This is a genomic window from Cellulosimicrobium arenosum, from assembly GCF_014837295.1.
GTDB lineage: Bacteria > Actinomycetota > Actinomycetes > Actinomycetales > Cellulomonadaceae > Cellulosimicrobium > Cellulosimicrobium arenosum.
Genome location: NZ_JACYHB010000007.1, coordinates 188,045 through 211,988 on the forward strand (window position 1 = coordinate 188,045; position 23,944 = coordinate 211,988).

Consider the following 23,944-nt stretch of genomic DNA (forward strand, 5'->3'; position numbering starts at 1 on the left):
CGGAACGGACGTAAGAGAGCAGAGGTGACATTCCTCGCGCGTCAGGAGCCGAGCGCGTACCGCAGCGGCTCGAGCTTGGCCTCGGACTCGGCGACCTCGGCGGCGGGGTCGGACGCCGCGACGATCCCGCACCCGGCGAAGAGCCGTACGCACCGCGGGTCCTCGGTCGAGAGCTCGGCCGACCGCAGGGCGATGCCCCACTCGCCGTCGCCGTCCGCGCCGAGCCATCCCACCGGCCCGGCGTACCGGCCGCGGTCCATGCCCTCGATCTCGCGGATGAGGTCCCGCGCGAGGTGCGTCGGCGTCCCGCACACCGCGGCCGAGGGGTGCAGCGCGGCGGCGAGCGCGAGACTCGTCGGCCCGGCTGCGGGTCCGTCGGGCGTGAGCCCACCGCCGCGAGCGTCGAGGACGCCGGTGACGTCGGAGGCCAGGTGCATGACGTTCGGCAGGTGCAGGACGAACGGTGCGTCCGGCACGTTCATCGACGAGCAGAACGGCGCGAGGGCGTGCGCGACGGACGCGACGGCGTACTCGTGCTCCTCGAGGTCCTTGGAGGACCGGGCGAGCTGGGCGGCACGCAGGAGCGCGTCGTCGTCGGACAGCCCCGCACGACGGATCGTGCCTGCCAGGACGCGGGAGGTGACCAGGCCCTTCTCGCTGCGCACGAGGAGCTCGGGCGTCGCGCCGACCATGCCGTCGACCGAGAACGTCCAGCACGCCTCGTAGGCGGCGGCCAGTCGCGCGAGGAGCCAGCGAGGGTCCACCGGCTCGGTCGTGTGCGCGATGACGTCACGCGCCAGGACGACCTTCTCGAGCGCGCCCGCGCGGATGCGGTCCACGCCCTCGCGCACGACGTCGGCCCAGTCGTCCGCGCCGAGCGCCCCGTCGCGCCAGGTGATGTCCCCGGGTGCGCCGACGGGCGTGCGGGGGGTGCGGGCGAGGACGTCCGCCACGTCGGCGGGGGGCGAGGAGAGGGAGCCCGCGGTGTCGACGGTCGTGAGCCAGGTCCGCCCCTCGCGTCGACCGACCACGACGCGCGGCACGATCAGCGTCCCGCCCGCCCGCACCGGCTCGTGCGCGTCGTCGCCGGGCGCGGAGTCGTCGAACGCGAACGACCCGAACGCGACCGGCCCGGTCCCCGGCAGGCCGACCTCGTCGCGCACGACGGCGCGTTCCAGCGTCTCGTGCCACGCGGCCTCGGCGTCGGCGAACCGTCCCGGTCCCCACGTGTCGAGGCGCAGCGCCTCGCCCCAGCCCACGATCCCGTCGCCGCGGCGCACCCAGGTCAGGGGCCGCGCGTCGGGGAGGAGGTCGACGAGCGCGGCGGGCCCGCCGGGCAGGTCGTCGATCGCGGTGGTGCGCACGACGAGCGGGTACGGCCGGGCACCGGGCCGCGGCGTCGTGGGAGCCGAGGGTTCAGCGGTCATCGGTCTCAGCGTAAGCGTGGCGGACCCGCGCCGCGTCCGGCCGCCTTGCGTGCGCCCTCGATCGGGACGTCGAGGGGTGCCGGCTCGTCGGCGCGCGGACCCGGCGAGCGCGCCCACGTGACTGCTGCACGCGACGTCGCGCACGGCGTGGAAACATGAGCCCATGCCCCGCGCCAGCCTGGACAAGAAGCCCTCCGAGGTCGCGTCGATGTTCGACGGGATCGCCGGCCGGTACGACCTGACCAACGACATCCTCTCGCTCGGCCAGGACCGGGCCTGGCGCCGCGCGACGGTCCGTGCCCTCGGCGCGATGCCCGGCGAGAAGGTGCTCGACCTCGCCGCGGGCACGGGGACGTCGAGCGAGCCCTTCGCCGACGACGGCGTGCGCGTCGTCCCGTGCGACTTCTCGATCGGGATGCTCCAGGTCGGCAAGGAGCGCCGACCGGACCTCCCGTTCGTCGCCGGCGACGCGACGCGCCTGCCGTTCGCCGACGCGACGTTCGACGCCGTGACGATCTCGTTCGGGCTGCGCAACGTCGTCGACACCGAGGCGGCGCTGCGCGAGATGCTGCGTGTCGTGCGGCCGGGCGGGCGCGTGGTGATCTGCGAGTTCTCGACCCCGACGTGGGGTCCGTTCCGCACGCTGTACCAGGAGTACCTCGTGCGGGCGCTGCCGCGCGTGGCTGCCGCCGTGACGCGCGAGGGCGGGTCGTACGAGTACCTCGCCGAGTCCATCGCGGCGTGGCCGGACCAGGAGGGCCTGGGCCGGCTGCTGCTGCGCGCGGGGTGGGAGAGGGTCGCCTACCGCAACCTGTCCGCCGGCATCGTCGCGCTGCACCGCGGGACCCGCCCCGCGACGTAGGCCGACGTCGGCGGAGGTCGGGTCCGGACGCCGCAGGTCCAGCTCGGGATTGGACGCCGTAGGTCACGGTTTGGTTACACTGGCCCGGTCCCCTTCACCGACCCTCCGGAGCAGACCATGTCCCGTGGCCGCCATCACGCAGCCCCAGCGGCCCGTGCTCGGTCGTCGCGGGCCCGTGCGCGGTCCTCGCGTCTCCCGGTGCTCGCGCTGGTCACGCTGCTCGGCGCGGGAGTTCTCGGCTCGGGCCCCCAGCAGGCCGACGGGAGCGAGGCGCCGGTCGGACCGACCGCAGGCCCGACGCCGGAGCGTGACGCCACCGCTGCGAGCCGTTCCGACGAGCGGGCGCCGCTGAGCGCAGGCCCGGTGCCCACGAAGGACGCCGTGCCCTCGCCGACGGACGAGGCGGCCGCGGAGCCGCTCCCTGAGATCGTTCCCGCCCCGGACGCGGAGCCGGAGCCGGAGCCGCTGCCCGACGTCACCGGGCAGATGTGGACCACCGATGCCGTCAACGTCAGGACCGCGCCGTCGGCCGACGCCGAGAAGGTCACCACCGCGTCGTTCGCGACCGCCGTCGACGTGACGGGTGCCGTCGAGGACGGGTGGAACCAAGTGGTCTGGGAGGGCGCGGCCGCCTGGATCAGCGCGGACTTCCTGTCCGACTCCGAGCCGGAGCCGGAGCCGGAGGCGGGGGAGCAGGCGGCGAGCGCGGCCGGAACCTCGCTCGCGCCGTGCTCGGTGAACCCCGAGATCGAGTCGAGCCTGCAGAGCAACGCGACCGCGACGTACCGGTCGGTGTGCGCGTCCTTCCCGCAGGTCACCTCGTACGGCGGGATCCGCCCGGGCGACAGCGGCGACCACGGCACCGGCCGGGCCGTCGACATCATGATCACGGGGGAGACCGGGTGGGAGATCGCCCGGTACCTGCAGGCGAACGCCGGGTCGCTGGGGATCACCTACGTCATCTACCAGCAGCAGAGATGGATGGCCGGCGACGCGACGAGCAGCTGGATCCCGATGGAGGACCGCGGCAGCACGACCGCGAACCACTACGACCACGTGCACGTCAGCACGTCGTGACGACTCGCGTCAGACGGGGGCGAGGGGACGGTGCTCGGTCTCCGGACGCGTCACCTCGATCGTGTCGCCCGCGCTGATCGTCCCGCCCTGCCGCACCACCGACATGATGCCTGCCCTGCGGACGACTCCGCCCGCGCCGTCGGGCGTCAGGACCTGCTTGAGCAGGCCCGGCCAGAAGTCGTTGATCTGCTGGCACGGGTTGCGCAGCCCCGTGACCTCGAGGACGACCTCGGGCCCGATCGCCAGCCTTGTCCCCCGCGGCAGCCCGAGCAGGTCGACGTCGCGTGTCGTGATGTTCTCCCCGAGGTCGCCGGGGGCGACGTCGAAGCCGGATCCGGCGAGCTCGTCGAGCAGCTCGGCGTGGATGAGGTGCACCTGCCGCAGGTTCGGCTGTGTCGGGTCGGCCCGCACCCGGCTGCGGTGCTGGACGGTGGCGCCTGCGTGCGCGTCGCCGACGACGCCCGAGCCCTCGACGACCCGTACCTCCTGCGCGACGTGCTTGCTGAAGCGGTGAGCGTCGTCGGACGCCAGCGAGACCACGCGCGGACGGGATGTCGTCATGGCCCGATCCTGGCAGGCAGCTCCGCCGGGGACAAGGGCTTCCCAGGGAGGTTGCGGAGGGGGGCGAACGGGACGAACCGGCAAGGAAAGGGTCGCCTTGCTACCCATCGCTCGCCGCGTGTGACTAGAGTGACCAGTGCCTCATTGTGACCGACTTCACAAGGGGTGTGGATGCGTCGTGTCTCCGCCGGGGAGACGGTGTGTACACCAGGCTTCGAGATGTTCGACGACGGACGGCGAGGTGAGGACGTGCGCGGCAGCCACGATGACGCCGACGTCATCGTCGTGGGCGCGGGCCCTGCCGGGTCGACGGCAGCGCACTACTGCGCCGCAGCCGGTCTGAGCGTCCTGCTCCTGGAGAAGTCGGCGTTCCCGCGCGACAAGATCTGCGGCGACGGCCTCACCCCGCGCGCGGTCGCCGAGCTCGTCCGCATGGGCGTGCCGACCCGCGCCGAGGACGGCTGGATCCGCAACGAGGGCCTGCGCGTCGTCGCGAGCGGCCGCTCGTGGGAGCTCGCCTGGCCCGACCTCGCGTCCTACCCGAGCTATGGGATGGCCCGCGCACGTCACTCGTTCGACCGCACGCTCGCCGAGCACGCGCAGCGCACCGGCGCGAAGCTGCTCGAGCGCACCGCGGTCACGGGGCCCGTGCTCGACGAGCGCACGGGCCGCGTCGTCGGCGTCACGGCCCGGCCGGTGGACGACAAGGGCCGTCGCGCGGGGGACGACGTCTCGTACCGCGCGCCCGTCGTGATCGCTGCCGACGGGGTGAGCTCGCGCTTCGCGCTCGCGCTCGGCCTCGCCAAGCGCGAGGACCGGCCGATGGGCGTGGCGGTGCGGACGTACTTCAAGACTCCCCGCGCCACGCCTCGATACATGGATGCCTGGATGGAGTCCCACCTCGAGCTGTGGGACGGCACGCCCCGTGAGTCCAACCTCCTCCCCGGGTACGGCTGGATCTTCGCGCTCGGCGACGGCACCGCGAACGTCGGACTCGGCTCCGTGAACTCGACACCCGCGCGGCAGTCCGCGGCGAACGTCGACTACAAGGACCTGTTCGCCACCTGGATGCGCAATGCCCCCCCGGAGTGGGAGTTCTCCGAGGAGAACCAGCTCGGCCCGGTGCGCGGCGCCGCGCTGCCGATGGGCTTCAACCGCACGCCGCTGTACACGCGCGGCGTCCTCCTCGTGGGCGACTCGGGCGGGATGGTCAGCCCGTTCAACGGCGAGGGCATCGCCTACGCGATGCAGGCGGCGCGCACCGCGGCGGACGTCGTCGCGCAGTCGCGTGCCCGGGCGACCGACGGCGGCCGCGAGCGAGCGCTGCAGACCTACCCCAGGGTCATGCACCGCGAGCTGGGCGGCTACTACACGCTCGGACGCTACTTCGTGCGGCTCATCGAGCACCCCGAGATCATGCGGATCTGCACACGGTACGGCCTGCCCCGGCCGGTCGTGATGCGGTTCGTGCTCAAGCTCCTGTCCGACTGCTACGAGCCCCGGGGCGGTGACTGGGTCGACCGGGTCATCGCCGGGCTGACAAGGGTGGTGCCGTCGTCATGACCAATCCCTACCTCCCGCTCCTCTTCCTGATGGGCATCGCCGCCGTGCTCGCGCTCGGCGGCGTGGGTGCGAGCGCCGTCATCGGGCCCAAGCGCTACAACCGGGCCAAGCTCGACGCCTACGAGTGCGGCATCGAGCCCACGCCGCACGCCGTGGGCGGCGGACGGTTCCCGATCAAGTACTACCTGGTCGCCATGACGTTCATCGTGTTCGACATCGAGGTCGTCTTCCTCTACCCGTGGGCCGTCGACTTCGCGACGCTCGCCCTGTTCGGTCTCGTCGCGATGCTCGGCTTCCTGGTGCTGATCACCGTGCCGTTCGTGTACGAGTGGCGCCGCGGAGGGCTCGAGTGGGACTGACTCCCGCCGCACGTCGGCGCACCTGCCAGCACACCTGTCCGCGGCGAACCCGCGCGAGGGACTAGGAGGACATCATGGGGATCGAGGAAGCTCCCTCGGGCTTCTTGCTCACGAGCATCGAGGACCTGGCCGGCTACTTCCGCAAGGCATCGCTGTGGCCCGTGACCTTCGGGCTCGCGTGCTGCGCCATCGAGATGATGGCGGCGGGTGCCTCGCGCTTCGACCTCTCGCGATTCGGCATGGAGGTCTTCCGCGCCTCGCCGCGCCAGGCGGACCTCATGATCGTCGCGGGCCGGGTGAGCCAGAAGATGGCGCCCGTGGTCCGCCAGGTCTACGACCAGATGAGCGAGCCCAAGTGGGTGCTGTCGATGGGCGTGTGCGCCTCGAGCGGCGGCATGTTCAACAACTACGCGATCGTCCAGGGCGTCGACCACATCGTGCCGGTCGACATCTACCTGCCCGGCTGCCCGCCCCGCCCCGAGATGCTGATCAACGCGATCCTGGCGCTGCACGAGCAGATCGGCGACGAGCCTCTCGGCGTCAACCGCAAGGAGGCGGCGAAGGCCGCGGAGGCCAAGGCGCTGGAGGCCACGCCGACCTTCCAGATGAAGGGCATGCTGCGGTGAGCCCGGCGAACGACGGCACCACGCCCGCCCCGCAGCCCGAGGAGGTCAGCGGACCGCGGTCGGCCGACCTGGTCTCGGGTGCGCACGCGCCGCACACGCTCGAGGTCGTCGAGGTCCGCACCGGCATGTTCGGCACCCACGGCTCCGGCGACACGTCCGGCTACGGCGGGCTCGTCCAGCCCGTCGCGATGCCGGGCGCGAGCGCACGGCCCTACGGCTCGTGGTTCGACGAGGTGGTCGACGTCCTCGCCGAGGTCCTCGCCGAGGCGGGCACGCGCTTCGACGACGCGATCGAGCGCGTCGTCGTCGACCCGCCCGGGGAGCACGCCGAGCTGACGCTGCACGTGCACCGCGACCACCTCGTGCAGGTCAGCCAGGCGCTGCGCGACGACCAGGACCTGCGGTTCGAGCTCAGCCTCGGCGTCAGCGGCGTCCACTACCCGCACGACGTCGGGCGCGAGCTGCACGCCGTCTACCACCTCACGTCGATCACGCACGGGCGCTCGCTGCGGCTCGAGGTCGCCGTGCCCGACGCCGACCCCCACGTCCCGTCGACCACGTCCGTCTACCCGACGAACGACTGGCACGAGCGCGAGACGTGGGACTTCTTCGGCATCGTGTTCGACGGTCATCCGGCCCTCGCCCGCATCGAGATGCCGGACGACTGGCCCGGTCACCCGCAGCGCAAGGACTACCCGCTCGGCGGGATCCCTGTCGAGTACAAGGGCGCGACCGTGCCCCCGCCGGACACGAGGAGGTCGTACTCGTGAGCACGTCAGCAGAGCAGGAGACACCGCGCACCGCACCCCGGTCGACCCGGCCGCCCGTCGGAGACTTCGACGCGGGCGTCCCGAGCTTCGAGGCGTCGGGCGGGGACTGGGCGGACATCACCGAGTCCGCCGTGGCCGCGGCCGCGCTCGGCGAGGAGCGCATCGTCGTCAACATGGGCCCGCAGCACCCGTCCACCCACGGCGTGCTGCGCCTCATGCTCGAGATCGACGGGGAGACGGTGACCGAGGCCCGCTGCGGCATCGGCTACCTGCACACCGGCATCGAGAAGAACATGGAGTACCGGACGTGGACGCAGGGCGTCACGTTCTGCACGCGCATGGACTACCTCGCGCCGATCTTCCAGGAGACGGCGTACTGCCTCGCGGTCGAGAAGCTGCTCGGCATCACCGCGGACGTGCCGGAGCGCGCGAGCGTGATCCGCGTCCTGATGATGGAGCTCAACCGGGTCGCGTCCCACCTCGTCTGCCTGGGGACGGGCGGCAACGAGATGGGTGCCACGACGGTCATGACGATCGGGTTCACGGCCCGTGAGGAGATCCTGCGGATCTTCGAGGCCGTCACAGGCCTGCGCATGAACAACGCGTACGTGCGGCCCGGGGGCGTCTCCACGGACGTCCCGCCGGACCTCGTCGAGCAGGTGCGCAGCACGCTCCCCACGGTTCGTTCGTACCTCAGCCAGCTCGGCGACCTCATGCTCGCGAACCCGATCTTCAAGGGTCGTCTGGTCGGCGTGGGGCACCTGAGCCTGGCCGGGTGCATGGCGCTCGGCGTCACGGGCCCCGTGCTCCGCTCGACCGGCCTGCCGTACGACGTGCGCAAGTCCGATCCGTACTGCGGGTACGAGACGTACGACTTCGACGTCCCGACCGCCGACGGCGCCGACTGCTACGACCGCGTCGTGCTCCGGCTCGAGGAGTGCTACCAGTCGCTGAAGATCGTCGAGCAGTGCCTCGAGCGGCTCGAGGCCAGCGCCGGCCAGCCCGTCATGGTGGGCGACAGGAAGATCGCGTGGCCGGCACAGCTCGCGGTCGGCAGCGACGGCCAGGGCAACTCGCTCGACCACATCAAGGAGATCATGGGCACCTCCATGGAGGCCCTGATCCACCACTTCAAGCTCGTCACGGAGGGGTTCCGGGTCCCGGTCGGCCAGGCGTGGCAGACGATCGAGCACCCGCGCGGCGAGATGGGGGTGCACCTCGTGTCCGACGGCGGCACGCGTCCCTACCGCGCGCACTTCCGCGACCCGTCGTTCAACAACCTGCAGGCCGTGGCCGCGATGTGCGAGGGCGGCCAGGTGGCCGACGTCGTCGTCGCGGTCGCGTCCCTCGATCCCGTGCTGGGAGGGGTGGACCGATGACCACGGAGACAACCACGGACGCGTCCGGCGGGCCCGGTCGTCCACGCTCGCGGTCCGGGTACGACGCCGAGAAGGTGGCACGGCTGGCGGCCGACGCCGCGCTGATCGTCGCGCGCTACCCGCAGCCGCGCTCGGCGCTGCTGCCGATGCTGCACCTCGTGCAGTCCGAGGACGGCTACGTCTCGCGCGACGGGATCCGGTTCTGCGCGGAACAGCTCGACCTGACGGCCGCCGAGGTCTCGGCGGTGGCGACGTTCTACACGCAGTACAAGCGCCACCCCAACGGGACGTACACCGTGGGCGTGTGCACCAACACGCTGTGCGCGATCATGGGCGGCGACGAGATCTTCGACGAGCTGAGCGAGCACCTCGGCGTCGGGCACGATGAGACGACCGACGACGGTGCCGTCACGCTCGAACGGGTCGAGTGCAACGCGGCGTGCGACTACGCGCCGGTCATGATGGTCAACTGGGAATTCTTCGACAACCAGACCCCCGGCAGCGCGACCGACGTCGTCGACCGCCTCCGCGCGGGCGAGCAGGTCGCCCCGACCCGCGGTGCCGCGAGCGTGTGCTCCTTCAAGCAGATGAGCCGGGTCCTGGCCGGCTTCACGGACGGCCGCGCCGACGAGGGCGTCGGCGCGGGCGAGCCCACTCTCGCGGGCCTGCGCCTCGCCCGCGAGAACGGCTGGACCGCCCCGGGCGGCCCGACGGACACGGCGGAGGGGGCGCAGGCCCCGGACGGCGGCCCGAGCACCGGGACGACGGGACCTGCCGATGCTCAGGGCGAGCCGGAGGCGGGCGAGGAGCAGTCGAGCGCGGAGCGCGAACCCACCACCGACGCCGACGTCGACCCGGGCGGGAAGCCCGGCACGCCGGAGGCGAAGCCGGACGCGTCGAAGGGAACGGACGCATGAGCGAGCAGAGCGTGGCGGCAGGCCGGCCGTCGCACGACCCGTTGACCCCGGTCCTGTCGGACACGTGGGACGCGGACCGGTCGTGGACGCTGCAGGCGTACCGGGACCACGGCGGGTACGCGGGCCTGCGCGCCGCGCTGGCGCAGGAGCCCGCGGACGTGGTCGCGACCGTCAAGGCGTCTGGCCTGCGCGGACGTGGGGGAGCGGGCTTCCCGACGGGGATGAAGTGGGGCTTCCTGCCCCCGCCCGACGGCGGTCCGCGCTACCTCGTCGTCAACGCCGACGAGTCGGAACCGGGGACGTGCAAGGACATCCCGCTCATGATGGCGAGCCCGCAGGCGCTGATCGAGGGCGTGGCGATCACGTCGTACGCGATCGGGTGCCACCACGCGTTCATCTACGTGCGCGGCGAGGTGCTGCACGTGTACCGGCGCCTGCTGCGGGCCGTCGAGGAGGCGTACGCCGCGGGGCTCCTCGGCAAGGACGTGCAGGGGTCGGGCTTCGACCTCGAGGTCACGGTCCACGCCGGTGCGGGCGCCTACATCTGCGGCGAGGAGACGGCGCTGCTCGACTCGCTCGAGGGGTTGCGCGGGCAGCCGCGCCTCAAGCCCCCGTTCCCGGCGGTCGCGGGCCTGTACGCCCGGCCGACGGTGGTCAACAACGTGGAGTCGATCGCGAGCGTCCCGTCGATCGTCGCCCGCGGCGCGGACTGGTTCACGTCGATGGGGACCGAGCGATCCGCAGGGTACGGACTGTTCTCGCTGTCCGGGCACGTGACCCGCCCGGGCCAGTACGAGGCACCCCTCGGTACGACCCTGCGCGAGCTGCTCGACCTGGCGGGCGGGATGCGCGGCGGCAAGGCGCTGAAGTTCTGGACGCCCGGCGGGTCGTCCACGCCGATCTTCACCGACGCCCACCTGGACACCCCGCTCGACTACGAGTCCGTGGCGAAGGCGGGGTCGATGCTGGGCACGCGCGCCCTGCAGATCTTCGACGAGACGACGTGCGTGGTGCGGGCGGTGAGTCGCTGGACCGACTTCTACGCGCACGAGTCGTGCGGCAAGTGCACGCCGTGCCGCGAGGGCACGTACTGGATGAAGCAGGTCCTGGCCCGCATCGAGGGCGGGCAGGGCACCGAGGCGGACCTCGACCTGCTGCTCGACACGTGCGACAACATCCTCGGCCGTGCGTTCTGCGCGCTGGGCGACGGTGCGACCTCGCCCGTGACGAGCAGCATCGAGCTCTTCCGCGCCGAGTACGAGGCGCACATCACCGGCGGTGGGTGCCCGTTCGACCCGGCCGCGGCCGCGCTGTTCGACTACACGTCCCGCCCGAGCTCGCGTGTCCTGACGGCAGGAGTGCACTGATGACGACGACCCCCGTGAAGAAGGCCTCCGGCGACGCCGCCGTGCCTCCCGCTCCGGCCGACCAGGTGACCTTCACGATCGACGACATCGAGGTCGCGGTCCCCAAGGGCACCCTCGTGATCCGCGCGGCGGAGCAGATCGGCATCCAGATCCCCCGGTTCTGCGACCACCCGCTGCTCGCTCCGGCCGGTGCGTGCCGCCAGTGCCTCGTCGAGGTCTCGGCGCCGGACCGCGAGGGCAACGTGCGCCCGATGCCCAAGCCGCAGGCCTCCTGCACGCTCGAGGCGACGCCGGGCATGGTCGTCAAGACGCAGCGCACGAGCCACGTCGCCGACAAGGCGCAGCACGGCATCATGGAGCTGCTGCTCGTCAACCACCCGCTCGACTGCCCCGTCTGCGACAAGGGCGGCGAGTGCCCGCTGCAGAACCAGGCGATGAGCAACGGTCGGGCGACGAGCCGGTTCGTCGACGTCAAGCGCACGTTCCCCAAGCCGATCTCGGTGTCCACCGCGATCCTGCTGGACCGCGAGCGCTGCATCCTGTGCCAGCGGTGCACACGGTTCTCCCGGGAGATCGCCGGCGACGTGTTCATCGACCTGCAGAAGCGCGGGGCAGCCCAGCAGATCGGCCGCTTCGACGAGGCGGTGCTGGACTTCGCGCCCCCCGCCGGGCAGGAGCCGGGGGACCGACCGGTCGGGCTCGCGCTCGAGGACGAGTCCGGGCAGCCGTTCGCCTCGTACTTCTCGGGCAACACGGTGCAGATCTGTCCGGTGGGCGCGCTCACCGGCTCCGCGTACCGGTTCCGCTCTCGCCCGTTCGACCTCGTCTCGACACCGTCCGTGGCCGAGCACGACGCGTGCGGCAGCGCGATCCGCGTGGACCACCGCCGCGGCGTCGTGCTGCGCCGCCTCGCCGGGGACGACCCGGTGGTCAACGAGGAGTGGATCACCGACAAGGACCGCTTCGCGTTCTCCTGGCAGTCGGCGCCGGACCGGCTCACCCACCCGCTCGTGCGCGACCGTGAGGTCTCCGCCGACGGCACCGTCACTCGCGGCGAGCTGCGGTCCGCGTCCTGGGCCGAGGCGCTCGAGATCGCCGGGGACGCGCTCGCACGTGCCCGGGACGCGGGCGGTGTGGGCGTCCTGCCGGGCGGTCGGCTGACCGTGGAGGACGCGTACGCCTACGCCAAGTTCGCGCGCGTCGTCCTGCGCACCAACGACGTCGACCACCGGGCCCGCGCGCACAGCGCCGAGGAGGCCGACTTCCTCGCGCACGCGGTCGCCGGGAGCGGCGTCGGCGTGACGTTCACCGAGCTCGAGCACGCACCCGCCGTCCTGCTCGTCGGCCTGGAGGCCGAGGAGGAGGCGGGCGTCACGTTCCTGCGGCTGCGCAAGGGCGCGCTCCAGCACGGGCTGCGGGTCTTCTCCGTCGCCCCGTTCGCGTCGCGCGGTCTCGAGCGCGCGCAGGGCACGCTGCTGCCCGCCGCGCCGGGGACCGAGGCGGAGTGGCTCGACGGCATCGCCTCGGGCGACCGGATCCGCACGCTGGCCGAGGCGAGCACGGGCGACGACCCGCTCGCGGCCGCGTCCGACGCGCTGCGCGAGCCGGGTGCGGTCGTCCTGGTGGGTGAGCGCCTCGCCGCCGTCCCCGGTGCGTACAGCGCGGTCCTGCGGGCCGTGGACGCGACGGGCGCCCGGCTCGCCTGGGTCCCGCGCCGGGCGGGGGAGCGCGGCGGGGTCGAGGTCGGCACGCTGCCCGGTCTGCTCCCCGGTGGTCGTCCCGTGGCCGACGTGGCTGCACGGGCCGACGTCGCGGCCGTGTGGGGGCTCGACGACGACGGTCTGCCCGCCGCCCCGGGCCGGGACACGGACGAGATCCTCGACGCGTTGTCCGTCGGGCACCTGCGCGGTCTGGTCGCGGGCGGCCTCGAGCTCGACGACCTGCCCGACCCCGTGCACGCCCGGCGTGCGCTCGAGGCCGCGGACGTCGTCGTGAGCCTCGAGGTACGGCGCTCGGCGGTGACCGGGCTCGCCGACGTCGTGCTGCCGGTCGCTCCCCCCGTGGAGAAGGCCGGCACGTTCTGGAACTGGGAGGGTCGCGTGCGGCCCTTCCGTGCCGCGCTCGACTCGACGGCGATGGCGGACCACCGCGTGCTCGACGCGCTCGCCGACGCCGCCGGCGTACCGCTCGGCACCGCCACGCCCGAAGCCGTCGCGGCCGAGCTCGGCCGGCTCGGGTCGTGGGAGGGAGCGCGCGTCGCGCCACCGGAAGCTGTGTCCACGGACCTGCCGGCCGTGGAGCCCGGCACGGCCGTGCTCGCGAGCTGGCGCCTGCTGCTCGACGACGCACGCGGCCAGGACGGCGAGCGCTACCTCGCCGGGACCGCGAAGCGACCGGTCGCACGGATGTCGGCGACGACCGCCGCCGCCGTGGACGTGTTCGACGGCGAGTCCGTGCGGATCTCCACCGACCGCGGGGACGTCGTCCTGCCGGTGGTCGTGACGGACATGGTCGACCACGTCGTGTGGCTGCCGCAGCGGTCCGCCGGGTCGCAGGTCCACGCGACGCTCGGCGCCCGGCCGGGCGACGTCGTCCGGCTCGCGGCGGCAGACGCCGCCGCCGATGCCCGCACCGTGGGAGGGGAGGACGCATGAGCACCGTGCCCGTGCTGGTCGCCGCACAGATCGGTGCCGAGACACCGGGAGTGCCGGGGATCGCCGCGAACTTCTCCCAGGACAACGGCTGGACCTACCTCGTCAAGGCCGTGCTCATCATCGTGTTCCTGCTCACCAGCGTGCTGCTCGCGATCTGGTTCGAGCGCAAGGTCGTCGGCCGCATGCAGGTGCGGCCCGGGCCCAACTGGCACGGACCCTTCGGGCTGCTGCAGTCGCTCGCGGACGCGATGAAGCTCCTGCTCAAGGAGGACATCACCGTCAAGGCGGCGGACAAGTTCGTCTACCTGCTCGCCCCGATGATCTCGGTGTTCTGCTCGCTGCTGGTGTTCGCCGTCATCCCGTTCGGCCCCGAGGTCCGCATCCCGTGGACGGACTACGTCACGCCCGCGCAGCTCACCGACTTCCCGGTCGCGGTGCTGTACATCCTCGCGTGCGCGTCGCTCGGCGTGTACGGGATCGTGCTCGGCGGCTGGTCCTCGGGCTCGACGTACCCGCTGCTCGGTTCCGTGCGCTCCACCGCTCAGGTGATCAGCTACGAGCTCGCGATGGGTCTGTCGCTCGTCTCGGTGTTCATCATGGCCGGGTCGATGTCGACCTCCGAGATCGTGGACTCGCAGACCGCGCTGTGGTGGTTCCTCCCGCTCCTGCCGGCGTTCATCATCTACGTCATCTCGATGATCGGTGAGACCAACCGGCTCCCGTTCGACCTCCCCGAGGCCGAGGGCGAGCTCGTCTCCGGGTACATGACCGAGTACTCGTCGATGAAGTTCGCGTGGTTCTTCCTCGCGGAGTACATCAACATGCTCAACGTCTCCGCGATCGCGACGACGCTCTTCATGGGCGGGTGGCGCGCGCCGTGGCCGCTGTCCGCGATCAACGACGGGATGTTCAACGAGGGCTGGTGGCCGATCCTCTGGTTCCTCGCGAAGATGTGGGCCTTCATGTTCGTGTTCGTGTGGGTGCGCGGCACGCTGCTGCGCATGCGCTACGACCAGTTCATGCACCTGGGGTGGAAGATCCTGATCCCCGCTGCGCTCGGCTGGGTCGTCGTGCTGTCGGTCGTCCAGGGCGTCCGCCAGTTCGGCGAGGTGGACACCCGGACGGTGCTGATCGCCGGCGCGGTCGCCGCCGTCGTCGTGCTGGCCGTCGTGTGGTTCTGGCCCGAGAAGAGACCCGATCCGCCGGGCCGCCCTGGCGGCACGGCCGGGCCGGCGGCGAAGGAGCCGTTCGACGCGTTCGCGGGCGGGTTCCCCGTCCCGCCGCTGCCGGGCCAGTCCCTCCCGCCGTCCTCGCGTCGTCGGGCCCTGGTGCCCGACGACGCGCGCCCGCCCGGGGCGTCCACCCCGCCCGGTGAGCATCCCGAGAACCCGCACGACAAGGAGGTCGACCGTGCCTGATCTGCCTGATCTGCCTGATCTGCCTGAGCAGCCCGACAGCAAGGATCGGTACGAGCCCCTGCGACCGCAGCACTCCGGCCTGCGTGAGGCGCTCGCGCCCGTCGCCGGCTTCGGGGTGACGTTCTCCTCGATGTTCCGGCCGACGGTCACCGAGCAGTACCCGCGGCAGAAGGTGCCGACCAAGCCGCGCTACCACGGCCGCCACCAGCTCAACCGGTACGCGGACGGGCTCGAGAAGTGCATCGGCTGCGAGCTGTGCGCCTGGGCGTGCCCGGCCGACGCGATCTACGTCGAGGGCGCCGACAACGCCGACCTGCCCGAGGGCGAGCACATGTCGCCCGGCGAGAGGTACGGCCGCGTCTACCAGATCAACTACCTGCGCTGCATCTTCTGCGGGCTGTGCATCGAGGCCTGCCCCACGCGTGCCCTGACGATGACCAACGAGTACGAGCTCGCGGGCCCGACCCGCGAGGGCCTGATCTGGGAGAAGGAGGATTTGCTCGCGCCGCTGCAGCAGGGCATGCTCGCCGCACCGCACCCCATGGTCCCGGGGACGACGGACACGGAGTACTACCGCGGTGAGGTCACCGGACCGGCGGACGAGCAGGTGGCGTGGGTGCGCGAGCACCGGCCCGACGACGAGACGCTGCCGCCCGAGCCGACCGGGCCGGCGCCCGGGGTGCGGCGCGCCGAGCACGTCGCACGCGGCAACCGCAGCGGGAAGGCGGCCCGGTGACCGCGAGCACGGGCGAGGCCGTCCTGTTCTGGTGCCTCGCCCCCCTCATGGTCGTCGCGGCGCTGTCGCTGCTGTTCGCGCGCAAGGCCGTGCACGCGGCGATCGCCGTCATGTTCGTCATGGTCTCCCTCGCGGTCCTCTACATCGCGCAGGAGGCGCCGTTCCTCGGCGTCGTCCAGGTGGTCGTCTACACCGGCGCCGTGATGATGCTGTTCCTGTTCGTCCTCATGCTCGTCGGCGTCGACTCGTCCGACTCGCTCGTCGAGACCATCCGGGGGCAGCGCTGGATCGGTGTCCTGCTGGGCCTGGGGCTCGGCGTCGTCCTCGTCGGGGTCGTCACGCAGGCGACGTTCCCGCCCGCGACCGGACTCGCCGCCGCGAACGCCGAGACCAACCCGGTGGGCCTCGCCCGGATCCTCTTCGGGGACTACGTGTTCGCCATGGAGGTCGTCGGCGTCCTGCTCATCACGGCTGCCGTGTCGGCGCTCGTGCTGACCCACCGGCGTCGTCTCACCCCGAAGCGCGGTCAGCGGGAGATCGCCGACGCGAAGGTCGCGGCCCTGCCCGACGGCGGCCGGCTCACCCCGCTCGCCGCGCCCGGCGTGTACGCGCAGAACAACGCGATGGACACGCCCGCGCTCGACCCGCAGGGCAGGCCGATCGAGGAGTCCGTGTCGCGCATCCTGCGCATCCGCGGCCAGGAGCGCACCGCGGAGTCCGTCCTCGAGCCCGGGCGCGAGGTGCTCGACGAGCACGAGCGGCGCCGCGGGGTCCTCGTCCCGCGCGCCGACGACGCCGACGAGCACCGCGTGGTCGCGGCACCGCAGACGCCGCCGCAGACGTCCACCGAGGAGGGCTGACATGGAGCTCACGAACTACGTGGTGCTCGCCACGATCCTCTTCACGATCGGCGCGACGACGGTGCTGCTGCGCCGCAACGCGATCATCGTGTTCATGGGCGTCGAGCTCATGCTCAACGCGACCAACCTGGCGCTCGTGACGTTCGCGCGCATCCACGGCGACCTGACCGGGCAGGTGCTGGCGTTCTTCGTCATGGTCGTCGCGGCCGCCGAGGTGGTCGTGGGGCTGGCGATCATCGTGTCCATCTTCCGTACGCGTCGGTCGGCCTCGGTCGACGACGTCAACCTGATGAAGAGCTGAGGGGTCCCCGCCGATGTCGATGCTCCTGTCCCCCTCCGCGGCGGCGGTGCTGCTGCCCGCGGAGGGCGCCGCGGTCGCGACGGACGTGGTCCCCGGACCGTTCCTCGCCGCGCCGTTCCTCGTGCTGCTGCCGATGCTCGGGGCCGCGATCCTGCTCCTGGCCGGACGCCGCAGCGACCGCTGGGGTGCCTGGTTCGGCGTGCTCATGTCCGGTGGCGCGTTCCTCGTGGGCCTGTGGGTCTTCCTGTCGATGGCCGGGCTGCCTGCTGACGACCGTGTCGTGGACTACAGCATGGTCGACTGGATCTCGGCGGGCAGCCTCGACGTCGCGCTCGGGATGCGGATCGATCCGCTGTCGATGACCTTCGTCCTGCTGGTGACGTTCGTCGGCACGCTCATCCACGTCTACGCGGTCGCCTACATGGAGCACGACCGCGACCGGCGGCGCTTCTTCGCCTACCTCAACCTGTTCGTCGCGGCGATGCTGGTGCTCGTCCTCGCCGACTCCTACCTGCTGCTGTTCGTGGGCTGGGAGGGCGTCGGGCTGGCGTCGTACCTGCTGATCGGGTTCTGGAACCACAACCGGGCGTACGCGGTCGCGGCGAAGAAGGCGTTCGTCATGAACCGCATCGGGGACATCGGGCTCATCGTCGCGCTCATGCTCATGTTCGCGACGTTCGGCGCGGTGGACTTCTCGACCGTGTTCGCCGAGGTCCCCGGGGCGTCGACCGCGCTGCTCACCGCGACGGGTCTCGCGCTGCTGGTCGCCGCGTGCGGCAAGTCCGCGCAGTTCCCGCTCCAGGCGTGGCTCGGGGACGCGATGGCCGGCCCGACGCCGGTCTCCGCCCTCATCCACGCCGCCACGATGGTCACGGCCGGGGTCTACCTCGTCGTCCGGTCGGCGCCGGTCTTCGAGGGCGCTCCCACGGCGCAGCTCGTGGTCGTGATCGTGGGGGCGGTGACGCTGATCTTCGGGGCGATCGTCGGCTGCGCGAAGGACGACATCAAGAAGGCGCTCGCCGCCTCGACGATGTCGCAGATCGGGTACATGATCCTCGCCGCCGGACTCGGTCCCATCGGGTACGCGTTCGCGATCTTCCACCTCGTCACGCACGGCTTCTTCAAGGCCGGGATGTTCCTCGGCGCCGGGTCCGTCATGCACGGCATGGACGACCAGGTCGACATGCGCCGGTTCGGCGGGCTCACCCGGTTCATGAAGGTCACGGCGATCACGTTCGGGCTCGGCTGGCTCGCGATCCTCGGCATCCCCCCGTTCTCGGGCTTCTACAGCAAGGACAAGATCATCGAGGCGGCGTTCGTCCCGGTCGACGGCGAGCCCTGGCGTGCCTGGGTGTTCGGTGGGGTCGCGCTGATCGGCGCCGGGATCACCGCGTTCTACATGTCGCGGCTGTTCTTCATGACGTTCCTGGGCCGTCGGCGCTGGAACGACGGGAAGGGCGACGTCGCGGGCCGAGGGGCCCAGGACGGCCCGGTGCGTCACCCGCACGAGTCGCCCGCCCTGATGACCTGGCCGATGATCCTCCTCGCGGTCGGCTCCGTGGGGCTCGGGTTCGTCCTCAACGCCGGGGGTCGGTTCGTCACGTGGCTCGAGCCCGTCACCGGTCACGCCGAGCACGAGGAGCCCGTGCTCCCCGTGGCGCTGCTCATCGCGCTCACCCTCGCGCTGGTCGCGCTCGGCATCTTCCTCGCATGGCGCCAGTACGTGGTGACGCTCGTGCCGATCCGCGCCCCGCACGGCTCCGTCCTCACGCGCGCCGCGCGCCGCGACCTGTACCAGGACGACGTCAACGAGACGCTCGTCATGCGGCCGGGTCAGTACCTGACGCGGTCCCTCGTCTACGCCGACAAGGAGATGGTCGACGGCGGCTGGCTCGGTCTGGCGGGCGGCGTGGGCCGCGTCGGCGAGTGGCTGCGCGGCTGGCAGAACGGCTACGTCCGTACCTACGGGGCGACGATGCTCGGTGGCCTCGTCGTGATCGTCGCCGTCGTCCTCGCCCTGACCACCGGCTCCGCGAGCTGAAAGGCGTCGGCCCGATGAACTCGACCTTCCAAGAAGTCCCCTGGCTCACGCTCCTCGTGGCCTGGCCCCTCGTGGGCGCGGCCGCGGTGTGGCTGACGGCGACCGCACGCACGCGCGGTGTCGCCTCCGGTGCGCTGCGCGCGGTGCGCGGCATCGCGCTCGGCGCGGCGCTCGTCGAGCTCGCACTGCTCGCGTGCGCGTTCACGGCGTTCGACACGTCGGACGCCGGCACGCACCAGCTCGTCGAGACGCACGCCTGGATCCCGCAGCTCGGCGTGAGCTATGCGGTCGGGGCCGACGGCGTCGCGCTCGCGCTCGTGGCGCTCGCCGTCGTGCTCGTCCCGCTCGTCGTGCTCGCCGCGTGGAAGGAGCAGGAGTCGGACGTGCGCCGGCTGCGCCACTACCTCGCGCTCGTGCTGCTGCTCGAGGCGTTCATGGTCGCGGTCTTCGTCGCCCGGGACGTCTTCTTCTTCTACGTGCTGTTCGAGGCGATGCTCATCCCGGTCTACTTCCTCATCGGTGGGTTCGGGGTCGGTGCGCGGCGCCGCTACGCCGCCGTGAAGTTCCTGATGTTCTCGCTCGCCGGCGGGCTGATCATGCTCGCCGCAGTCATCGCGCTGTACGTGCAGGTCCCGCTCGACCCGACGACGGGCCTGCGGCCCGAGGACGCATTCCTCACCTCGAACCTCGTCGAGTACTTCGCCCAGAACCCGATGCCGGTGACCACCGAGCGTCTGCTCTTCCTCGGGTTCTTCGTCGCGTTCGCGATCAAGGCGCCGCTGTTCCCGGTGCACACGTGGCTGCCCGACGCCGCGCAGCACGCTCGTGCCGGCACGTCCACCCTGCTCGTCGCGGTCCTCGACAAGGTCGGCACGTTCGGGATGCTCACACTGTGCCTGCCGTTGTTCCCCCGTGCGAGCGACTGGGCCGCACCCGTGGTGATCGTGCTCGCCGTGATCTCGATCCTGTACGGCGCGCTCATGGCGATCGGGCAGAGCGACCTCATGCGGCTCATCGCGTACACCTCGGTGTCGCACTTCGGGTTCATCGTGCTCGGGATCTTCGCGTTCTCGTCGTTGAGCATCGCGGGCTCCTCGCTCTACATGGTCAACCACGGGATCTCGACCGGCGCGCTGTTCCTCGTCGCAGGCTTCCTCGTCGCGCGCCATCCCGAGCGCTCGCAGCGGATCGCGGACTACGGGGGCCTGCAGAAGGTCGTCCCGGTCCTCGCCGGCACGTTCCTCGTCGCGGGGCTCTCGGCGTTGTCGCTGCCCGGCCTGTCGACGTTCGTCAGCGAGATCATGGTCATCGTCGGGACCTTCGCGGTCTCGCACTGGGCCGCGCTGGTGGCGGTGCTCGGGGTCGTGCTCGCCGCGCTGTACGTCCTGCTGACGTACCAGCGCGTCTTCACCGGCGGTACGCCCGCCGAGCTCGACTCGATCCCGGACCTCGGCGCTCGCGAGAAGTGGGTCATAGCCCCGTTGATCGCGCTGCTGCTCGTGCTGGGCCTCTACCCGGCCCCGGCGCTCGATCTCGTGCGCGAGCCGGCCCAGGTGACGCTGTCCGATCTCGCACCCGCAGGCGTCCAGGACCCCCCTCCCACGGACCCGTTCGCTGACGCGTCCGTCACCGCAGAAGGGAGCGAGTCGTGACCGACTCCTTCGTGGCCCCCACGATCGACTGGATCTACCTGGTCCCGATCCTCGTCGTGCTCGGGACCGGCGTCGTCGGCGTCCTCGTCGAGGCGTTCGTGCCGGCGCGGGCGCGGCGCACCGTGCAGGTCACGCTCGCCCTGCTGGCGACCGCTGCCTCGTTCGCGACGATCGTCCTGCTGTGGCGCGACCCCGCGGTCCAGGGCGACCCTGCCACCGGCGGCACCTACGGGGTCCGGGTGCTCGGCGGGTCGATGGTGATCGACCCGTTCGGCCTCGCGGTCCAGGGCGTCGTGGTCCTGCTCGCGTTCCTCGCGATCCTCGTGATCGCGGACCGCACGTCGACGGGTCAGGACGCGTTCGCCCCGACCGCAGCGGCCGTGCCCGGCTCGCCGTACGAGGACCTCGCTCGGCGCAAGGGCATCGAGCAGACCGAGGTGTACCCCCTCGTGCTGTTCGCCGTGGGCGGCATGATGATCTTCCCCGCCACGGGCAACCTCCTCGTGATGTTCGTCGCGCTCGAGGTCCTGTCCCTGCCGCTGTACGTCCTGTCCGCGATGGCCCGGCGCCGTCGCCTGCTGTCGCAGGAGGCGTCCTTCAAGTACTTCCTGCTCGGCGCGTTCGCCTCCGCGCTGTTCGTCTTCGGCGTGGCGCTCGTGTACGGGTACGCCGGCACGGTCGACCTCGCGGCGGTGTTCCAGGTCCTCGCCGGGGGAGGGACGCCGTTCGCCGACATGCCCGGCCTGGTGCTGACCGGCGTCCTGCTCATCCTCGCGGGTCTGCTGTTCAAGGTCGGTGCCGCTCCGTTCCACGCCTGGACGCCGGACGTCTACCAGGGAGCGCCGACCCCGATCACCGGTTTCATGGCGGCGTGCACCAAGGCTGCTGCGTTCGGCGCGCTCCTGCGCGTGCTCTACGTGATCAGCCTGGGGATGGCGCAGTCCGACCCGGCGGCGCAGGAAGACCTGTTCGTCGCCCTGTGGGTCGTCGCGCTCCTGACGATGGTGATCGGGACCGCGGTGGGTGCCGTGCAGACCGACGTCAAGCGTCTCCTCGCGTACTCGTCGATCGCGCACGCCGGCTTCATCCTCGTCGGCATCATCGGGTTCTCGCAGGCCTCGCTGCGCGCCACCGTGTTCTACCTGCTCGTGTACGGGCTGGCGACGGTGGGCTCGTTCGCGGTCGTCACGCTCGTCCGTGAGACGGCACCCGCGCCCGAGCGCGCACTGGTCGACGCGACCGCGGGCGTCGTGGCCCCGGGCGGCGAGAGCGCATCCGCCCCGTCGGCCCCGACGGGCGGCGACCCCGTCGGCGACGATCCGTCGCCCGCGGTGCCCGACGCCGGGGTCGTCCTCGGCGAGGCGACGCATCTCGCGCAGTGGGCGGGTCTCGGGCGCCGCAGCCCGTGGCTCGCCGGAGCGTTCTCGCTGTTCCTCCTCTCGATGGCGGGGATCCCGCTCACGGCCGGGTTCATCGCGAAGTTCTCCGCGTTCGGCGCGGCGATCGCCGGACCCGACACGCAGGGCGGGGGGTCGACGTGGGTCCTCGCCGTGGTCGGCGTCCTGGCGTCCGCGGTGGCGGTGTTCTTCTACGTGCGGATCATCGTGCTGATGTACTTCACGGCACCGGCGGAGGACGCCGAGGGCGTGGGCGTCACCGTCGTCCGGTCCCGTGGACCGGCGGCGATCTCGATCGCGGTCTGTGCCGCTCTGGTGCTCGTCCTGGGTGTATTTCCCTCTCCGGTTCTCGAACTGGCGGCCGAGGCGGTTAAGTTCGTCCCGTGACATCCGTTCCGCCGGGGCCGCACGTACGATCGACGCCCGTGACGACCACCGCAATCCCGATCTCCGACCCGCAGCTCGCGGCGAGGCTCACCGAGCGTCTCTCGAACGTCGAGGCCAGGTTGCGCGACGCCGTCGCGCACGCCGACCCGCTCGCCGACTCCGCGTCGCGACACCTGGTCGACGCCGGGGGCAAACGGCTGCGTCCGCTCCTGACCCTGCTCGCCGCCGAGCTGGGTGAGGGCGACCGCTCCGACGTGCTGGAGGCGTCCGTCGTCGTCGAGCTCACGCACCTCGCGTCGCTGTACCACGACGACGTGATGGACTCCGCGGAGGTGCGGCGCGGGGCACCCGCCGCGCACTCGGTGTACGGGAACTCGGTGGCGATCCTCGTCGGGGACCTGCTGTTCGCACGGGCCGCCTCGACGGTCGCCGCGCTCGGCCCCGAGGCCGTGCTCATCCAGGCGCGCACGTTCGAGCGGCTGTGCCTGGGCCAGCTGCACGAGACGACGGGACCGGCGGACGGCATCGATCCGGTCGCGCACTACCTGCAGGTGCTCGCCGACAAGACGGCCTCGCTCCTCGCGACGTCGGCGCGGCTGGGCGCGATGTTCGCCGGGTGCGACGCGTCGACGGTCGACGCGGTCGCCGCCTACGGGGAGCGGCTCGGGGTCGCCTTCCAGCTCGCGGACGACGTCCTGGACCTGGCGTCCTCGGGCGACGAGTCCGGCAAGACACCCGGGACCGACCTGCGCGAGCGCGTCCCGACGATGCCCGTGCTGCTCCTGCGTGCGCGACTGGCAGGCGGCACGGCGACGGCTGCCGATGCCGCGCTGGTCGCGCTGCTGGACTCCGACCTGTCCGACGACGCGGCGCTCGCGGACGCCGTGCGTGCCCTGCGCTCGCACGCCGTGCTGGCGGAGACGCGAGCTCTGGCCGTCGAGTGGGCCGTCGCGGCCGGGGCCGAGCTCGACGCTTTGCCCGACGGGCCGGTCGTCGACGCACTGCGGTCGTTCGCCCAGGCGCTGGCCGATCGCGCCGCCTGAGCACAGCGTGTGGACGACCTGAGACGGTTGCGTACAGCAACAGTGCGAGGGTGGCGCCGGTCGTGGACCGTCACGCCGTCCGAGCTCGCGCCCGACGTGGCCGCTGCTGCCCCGGCCCGGTCGCACATCGAGCCGTGGCGAGGTAGCACCAGTACGCGCTGACCTGCTGGGACGCTCGTAGGCGGGCCCGCGACCGCTTCGGACCGGGCTGCGCGCCTCCGGTGTGCCGGGGGTGACAGGGGAGTTGTCCCCATGAGATGGGGTCAACCTCACACCGGACGGGCCGCTATCCTCGGGAGCGCGATCGGTGCGTCGCTCGACAGGGGGCGGCAGAACAGTGGCCGGTCGGTACCCGAGAACTGCCACCCGGAGGATCCGTGGGTTTCTGGTCGCGCCTGCGTGAGAACCGCCGTGCCGTGTCGTCGGTGGGCACCGTGACCGCGTTCGCGGTGGCGTTGGTCGGGTTCGCGGTGTTCTACGAGGGTGAGGCGACGGCGGACGTCGAGCTGAACGACTCGGGTGTGTGGGTGACGAAGACGTCGGCCGG

The 23,944-nt window shown here is 72.0% G+C and carries 20 protein-coding genes; 18 read left to right on the forward strand and 2 right to left on the reverse strand.

The genetic code is table 11. The features are described from left to right. Positions 1 to 41: 41 nt before the first annotated feature. On the reverse strand, positions 42 to 1,427 hold the full coding sequence (locus IF651_RS10590) for an isochorismate synthase (protein WP_191829076.1): 1,386 nt from the start codon (positions 1,425 to 1,427) through the stop codon (positions 42 to 44). A gap of 163 nt (positions 1,428 to 1,590) precedes the next feature. On the opposite strand from IF651_RS10590, the gene IF651_RS10595 reads away from it, so the two are divergent. Continuing rightward, positions 1,591 to 2,289 carry a demethylmenaquinone methyltransferase gene (locus tag IF651_RS10595; RefSeq protein WP_191829077.1) on the forward strand — a complete coding sequence of 233 codons (699 nt, stop codon included), beginning with the start codon at positions 1,591 to 1,593 and terminating at the stop codon, positions 2,287 to 2,289. Positions 2,290 to 2,487: 198 nt separating this feature from the next. Continuing rightward, entirely contained in the window at positions 2,488 to 3,366 is an 879-nt protein-coding gene (locus IF651_RS10600; RefSeq protein ID WP_191829078.1) for a VldE C-terminal domain-containing protein, read from the forward strand. Positions 3,367 to 3,375: 9 nt separating this feature from the next. On the opposite strand, the gene IF651_RS10605 is transcribed toward IF651_RS10600, so the two are convergent. Further along, complete coding sequence (locus tag IF651_RS10605; RefSeq protein WP_191829079.1) at positions 3,376 to 3,927, reverse strand: MOSC domain-containing protein; 552 nt, start codon at positions 3,925 to 3,927, stop codon at positions 3,376 to 3,378. Positions 3,928 to 4,146: 219 nt separating this feature from the next. Here IF651_RS10605 and IF651_RS10610 point away from each other — a divergent pair, with 219 nt between their 5' ends. The 16 genes from IF651_RS10610 to IF651_RS10685 all read left to right on the forward strand — a co-directional run bounded on the left by IF651_RS10610 (position 4,147) and on the right by IF651_RS10685 (position 23,397). Next, complete coding sequence (locus IF651_RS10610; RefSeq protein ID WP_191829112.1) at positions 4,147 to 5,490, forward strand: geranylgeranyl reductase family protein; 1,344 nt, start codon at positions 4,147 to 4,149, stop codon at positions 5,488 to 5,490. Continuing rightward, positions 5,487 to 5,849: an NADH-quinone oxidoreductase subunit A gene (locus IF651_RS10615; protein WP_191829080.1), complete on the forward strand. Its 363-nt coding sequence runs from the start codon at positions 5,487 to 5,489 to the stop codon at positions 5,847 to 5,849. Before IF651_RS10610 ends, IF651_RS10615 begins: the two co-directional genes overlap by 4 nt. 74 nt (positions 5,850 to 5,923) lie before the next feature. Then, positions 5,924 to 6,475, forward strand: a complete 552-nt coding sequence (locus IF651_RS10620; protein ID WP_191829081.1) for a NuoB/complex I 20 kDa subunit family protein — start codon at positions 5,924 to 5,926, stop codon at positions 6,473 to 6,475. Between the two features lie 68 nt (positions 6,476 to 6,543). After that, positions 6,544 to 7,245 (forward strand): NADH-quinone oxidoreductase subunit C, encoded by a 702-nt coding sequence (locus IF651_RS10625; protein WP_194720122.1) that lies wholly within the window; start codon positions 6,544 to 6,546, stop codon positions 7,243 to 7,245. Beyond that, a complete protein-coding gene (locus tag IF651_RS10630; protein ID WP_191829083.1) occupies positions 7,242 to 8,624 on the forward strand; it encodes an NADH-quinone oxidoreductase subunit D in 1,383 nt (460 codons plus the stop codon). Before IF651_RS10625 ends, IF651_RS10630 begins: the two co-directional genes overlap by 4 nt. Then, entirely contained in the window at positions 8,621 to 9,541 is a 921-nt protein-coding gene (nuoE, locus tag IF651_RS10635) for an NADH-quinone oxidoreductase subunit NuoE (protein WP_191829084.1), read from the forward strand. The genes IF651_RS10630 and nuoE overlap by 4 nt, the downstream gene beginning before the upstream one ends. Beyond that, a complete protein-coding gene (gene nuoF / locus IF651_RS10640) occupies positions 9,538 to 10,908 on the forward strand; it encodes an NADH-quinone oxidoreductase subunit NuoF (protein WP_191829085.1) in 1,371 nt (456 codons plus the stop codon). Before nuoE ends, nuoF begins: the two co-directional genes overlap by 4 nt. Beyond that, positions 10,908 to 13,562, forward strand: a complete 2,655-nt coding sequence (locus tag IF651_RS10645; RefSeq protein ID WP_191829086.1) for an NADH-quinone oxidoreductase subunit G — start codon at positions 10,908 to 10,910, stop codon at positions 13,560 to 13,562. Before nuoF ends, IF651_RS10645 begins: the two co-directional genes overlap by 1 nt. Then, complete coding sequence (gene nuoH / locus IF651_RS10650; protein WP_191829087.1) at positions 13,559 to 14,980, forward strand: NADH-quinone oxidoreductase subunit NuoH; 1,422 nt, start codon at positions 13,559 to 13,561, stop codon at positions 14,978 to 14,980. The genes IF651_RS10645 and nuoH overlap by 4 nt, the downstream gene beginning before the upstream one ends. 58 nt (positions 14,981 to 15,038) lie before the next feature. After that, complete coding sequence (nuoI, locus tag IF651_RS10655) at positions 15,039 to 15,716, forward strand: NADH-quinone oxidoreductase subunit NuoI (protein WP_241744346.1); 678 nt, start codon at positions 15,039 to 15,041, stop codon at positions 15,714 to 15,716. Continuing rightward, positions 15,713 to 16,576: an NADH-quinone oxidoreductase subunit J gene (locus IF651_RS10660; RefSeq protein ID WP_191829088.1), complete on the forward strand. Its 864-nt coding sequence runs from the start codon at positions 15,713 to 15,715 to the stop codon at positions 16,574 to 16,576. The genes nuoI and IF651_RS10660 overlap by 4 nt, the downstream gene beginning before the upstream one ends. A 1-nt stretch (position 16,577) precedes the next feature. Beyond that, complete coding sequence (gene nuoK, locus IF651_RS10665) at positions 16,578 to 16,877, forward strand: NADH-quinone oxidoreductase subunit NuoK (RefSeq protein ID WP_191829089.1); 300 nt, start codon at positions 16,578 to 16,580, stop codon at positions 16,875 to 16,877. 13 nt (positions 16,878 to 16,890) lie between these two features. Next, positions 16,891 to 18,918 (forward strand): NADH-quinone oxidoreductase subunit L, encoded by a 2,028-nt coding sequence (gene nuoL, locus IF651_RS10670; RefSeq protein WP_191829090.1) that lies wholly within the window; start codon positions 16,891 to 16,893, stop codon positions 18,916 to 18,918. A gap of 14 nt (positions 18,919 to 18,932) precedes the next feature. After that, the gene (locus IF651_RS10675; protein ID WP_191829091.1) at positions 18,933 to 20,570 is read left to right on the forward strand and encodes an NADH-quinone oxidoreductase subunit M; all 1,638 of its coding nucleotides are present in this window, start codon (positions 18,933 to 18,935) and stop codon (positions 20,568 to 20,570) included. After that, positions 20,567 to 22,354, forward strand: a complete 1,788-nt coding sequence (gene nuoN / locus IF651_RS10680; RefSeq protein WP_191829092.1) for an NADH-quinone oxidoreductase subunit NuoN — start codon at positions 20,567 to 20,569, stop codon at positions 22,352 to 22,354. Before IF651_RS10675 ends, nuoN begins: the two co-directional genes overlap by 4 nt. A gap of 38 nt (positions 22,355 to 22,392) precedes the next feature. Continuing rightward, positions 22,393 to 23,397, forward strand: a complete 1,005-nt coding sequence (locus IF651_RS10685; protein WP_191829093.1) for a polyprenyl synthetase family protein — start codon at positions 22,393 to 22,395, stop codon at positions 23,395 to 23,397. The last annotated feature ends 547 nt before the right edge of the window (positions 23,398 to 23,944 follow it).

Coding starts and splice junctions, on each gene's coding strand:
- IF651_RS10590 (WP_191829076.1), bottom strand. CDS start 1,427: ATGACCGCTGAACCCTCGGCTCCCACGACGCCGCGGCCCGGTGCCCGG.
- IF651_RS10595 (WP_191829077.1), top strand. CDS start 1,591: ATGCCCCGCGCCAGCCTGGACAAGAAGCCCTCCGAGGTCGCGTCGATG.
- IF651_RS10605 (WP_191829079.1), bottom strand. CDS start 3,927: ATGACGACATCCCGTCCGCGCGTGGTCTCGCTGGCGTCCGACGACGCT.
- IF651_RS10610 (WP_191829112.1), top strand. CDS start 4,147: ATGTTCGACGACGGACGGCGAGGTGAGGACGTGCGCGGCAGCCACGAT.
- IF651_RS10615 (WP_191829080.1), top strand. CDS start 5,487: ATGACCAATCCCTACCTCCCGCTCCTCTTCCTGATGGGCATCGCCGCC.
- IF651_RS10620 (WP_191829081.1), top strand. CDS start 5,924: ATGGGGATCGAGGAAGCTCCCTCGGGCTTCTTGCTCACGAGCATCGAG.
- nuoE (WP_191829084.1), top strand. CDS start 8,621: ATGACCACGGAGACAACCACGGACGCGTCCGGCGGGCCCGGTCGTCCA.
- nuoF (WP_191829085.1), top strand. CDS start 9,538: ATGAGCGAGCAGAGCGTGGCGGCAGGCCGGCCGTCGCACGACCCGTTG.
- IF651_RS10645 (WP_191829086.1), top strand. CDS start 10,908: ATGACGACGACCCCCGTGAAGAAGGCCTCCGGCGACGCCGCCGTGCCT.
- nuoH (WP_191829087.1), top strand. CDS start 13,559: ATGAGCACCGTGCCCGTGCTGGTCGCCGCACAGATCGGTGCCGAGACA.
- nuoK (WP_191829089.1), top strand. CDS start 16,578: ATGGAGCTCACGAACTACGTGGTGCTCGCCACGATCCTCTTCACGATC.
- nuoL (WP_191829090.1), top strand. CDS start 16,891: ATGTCGATGCTCCTGTCCCCCTCCGCGGCGGCGGTGCTGCTGCCCGCG.
- IF651_RS10675 (WP_191829091.1), top strand. CDS start 18,933: ATGAACTCGACCTTCCAAGAAGTCCCCTGGCTCACGCTCCTCGTGGCC.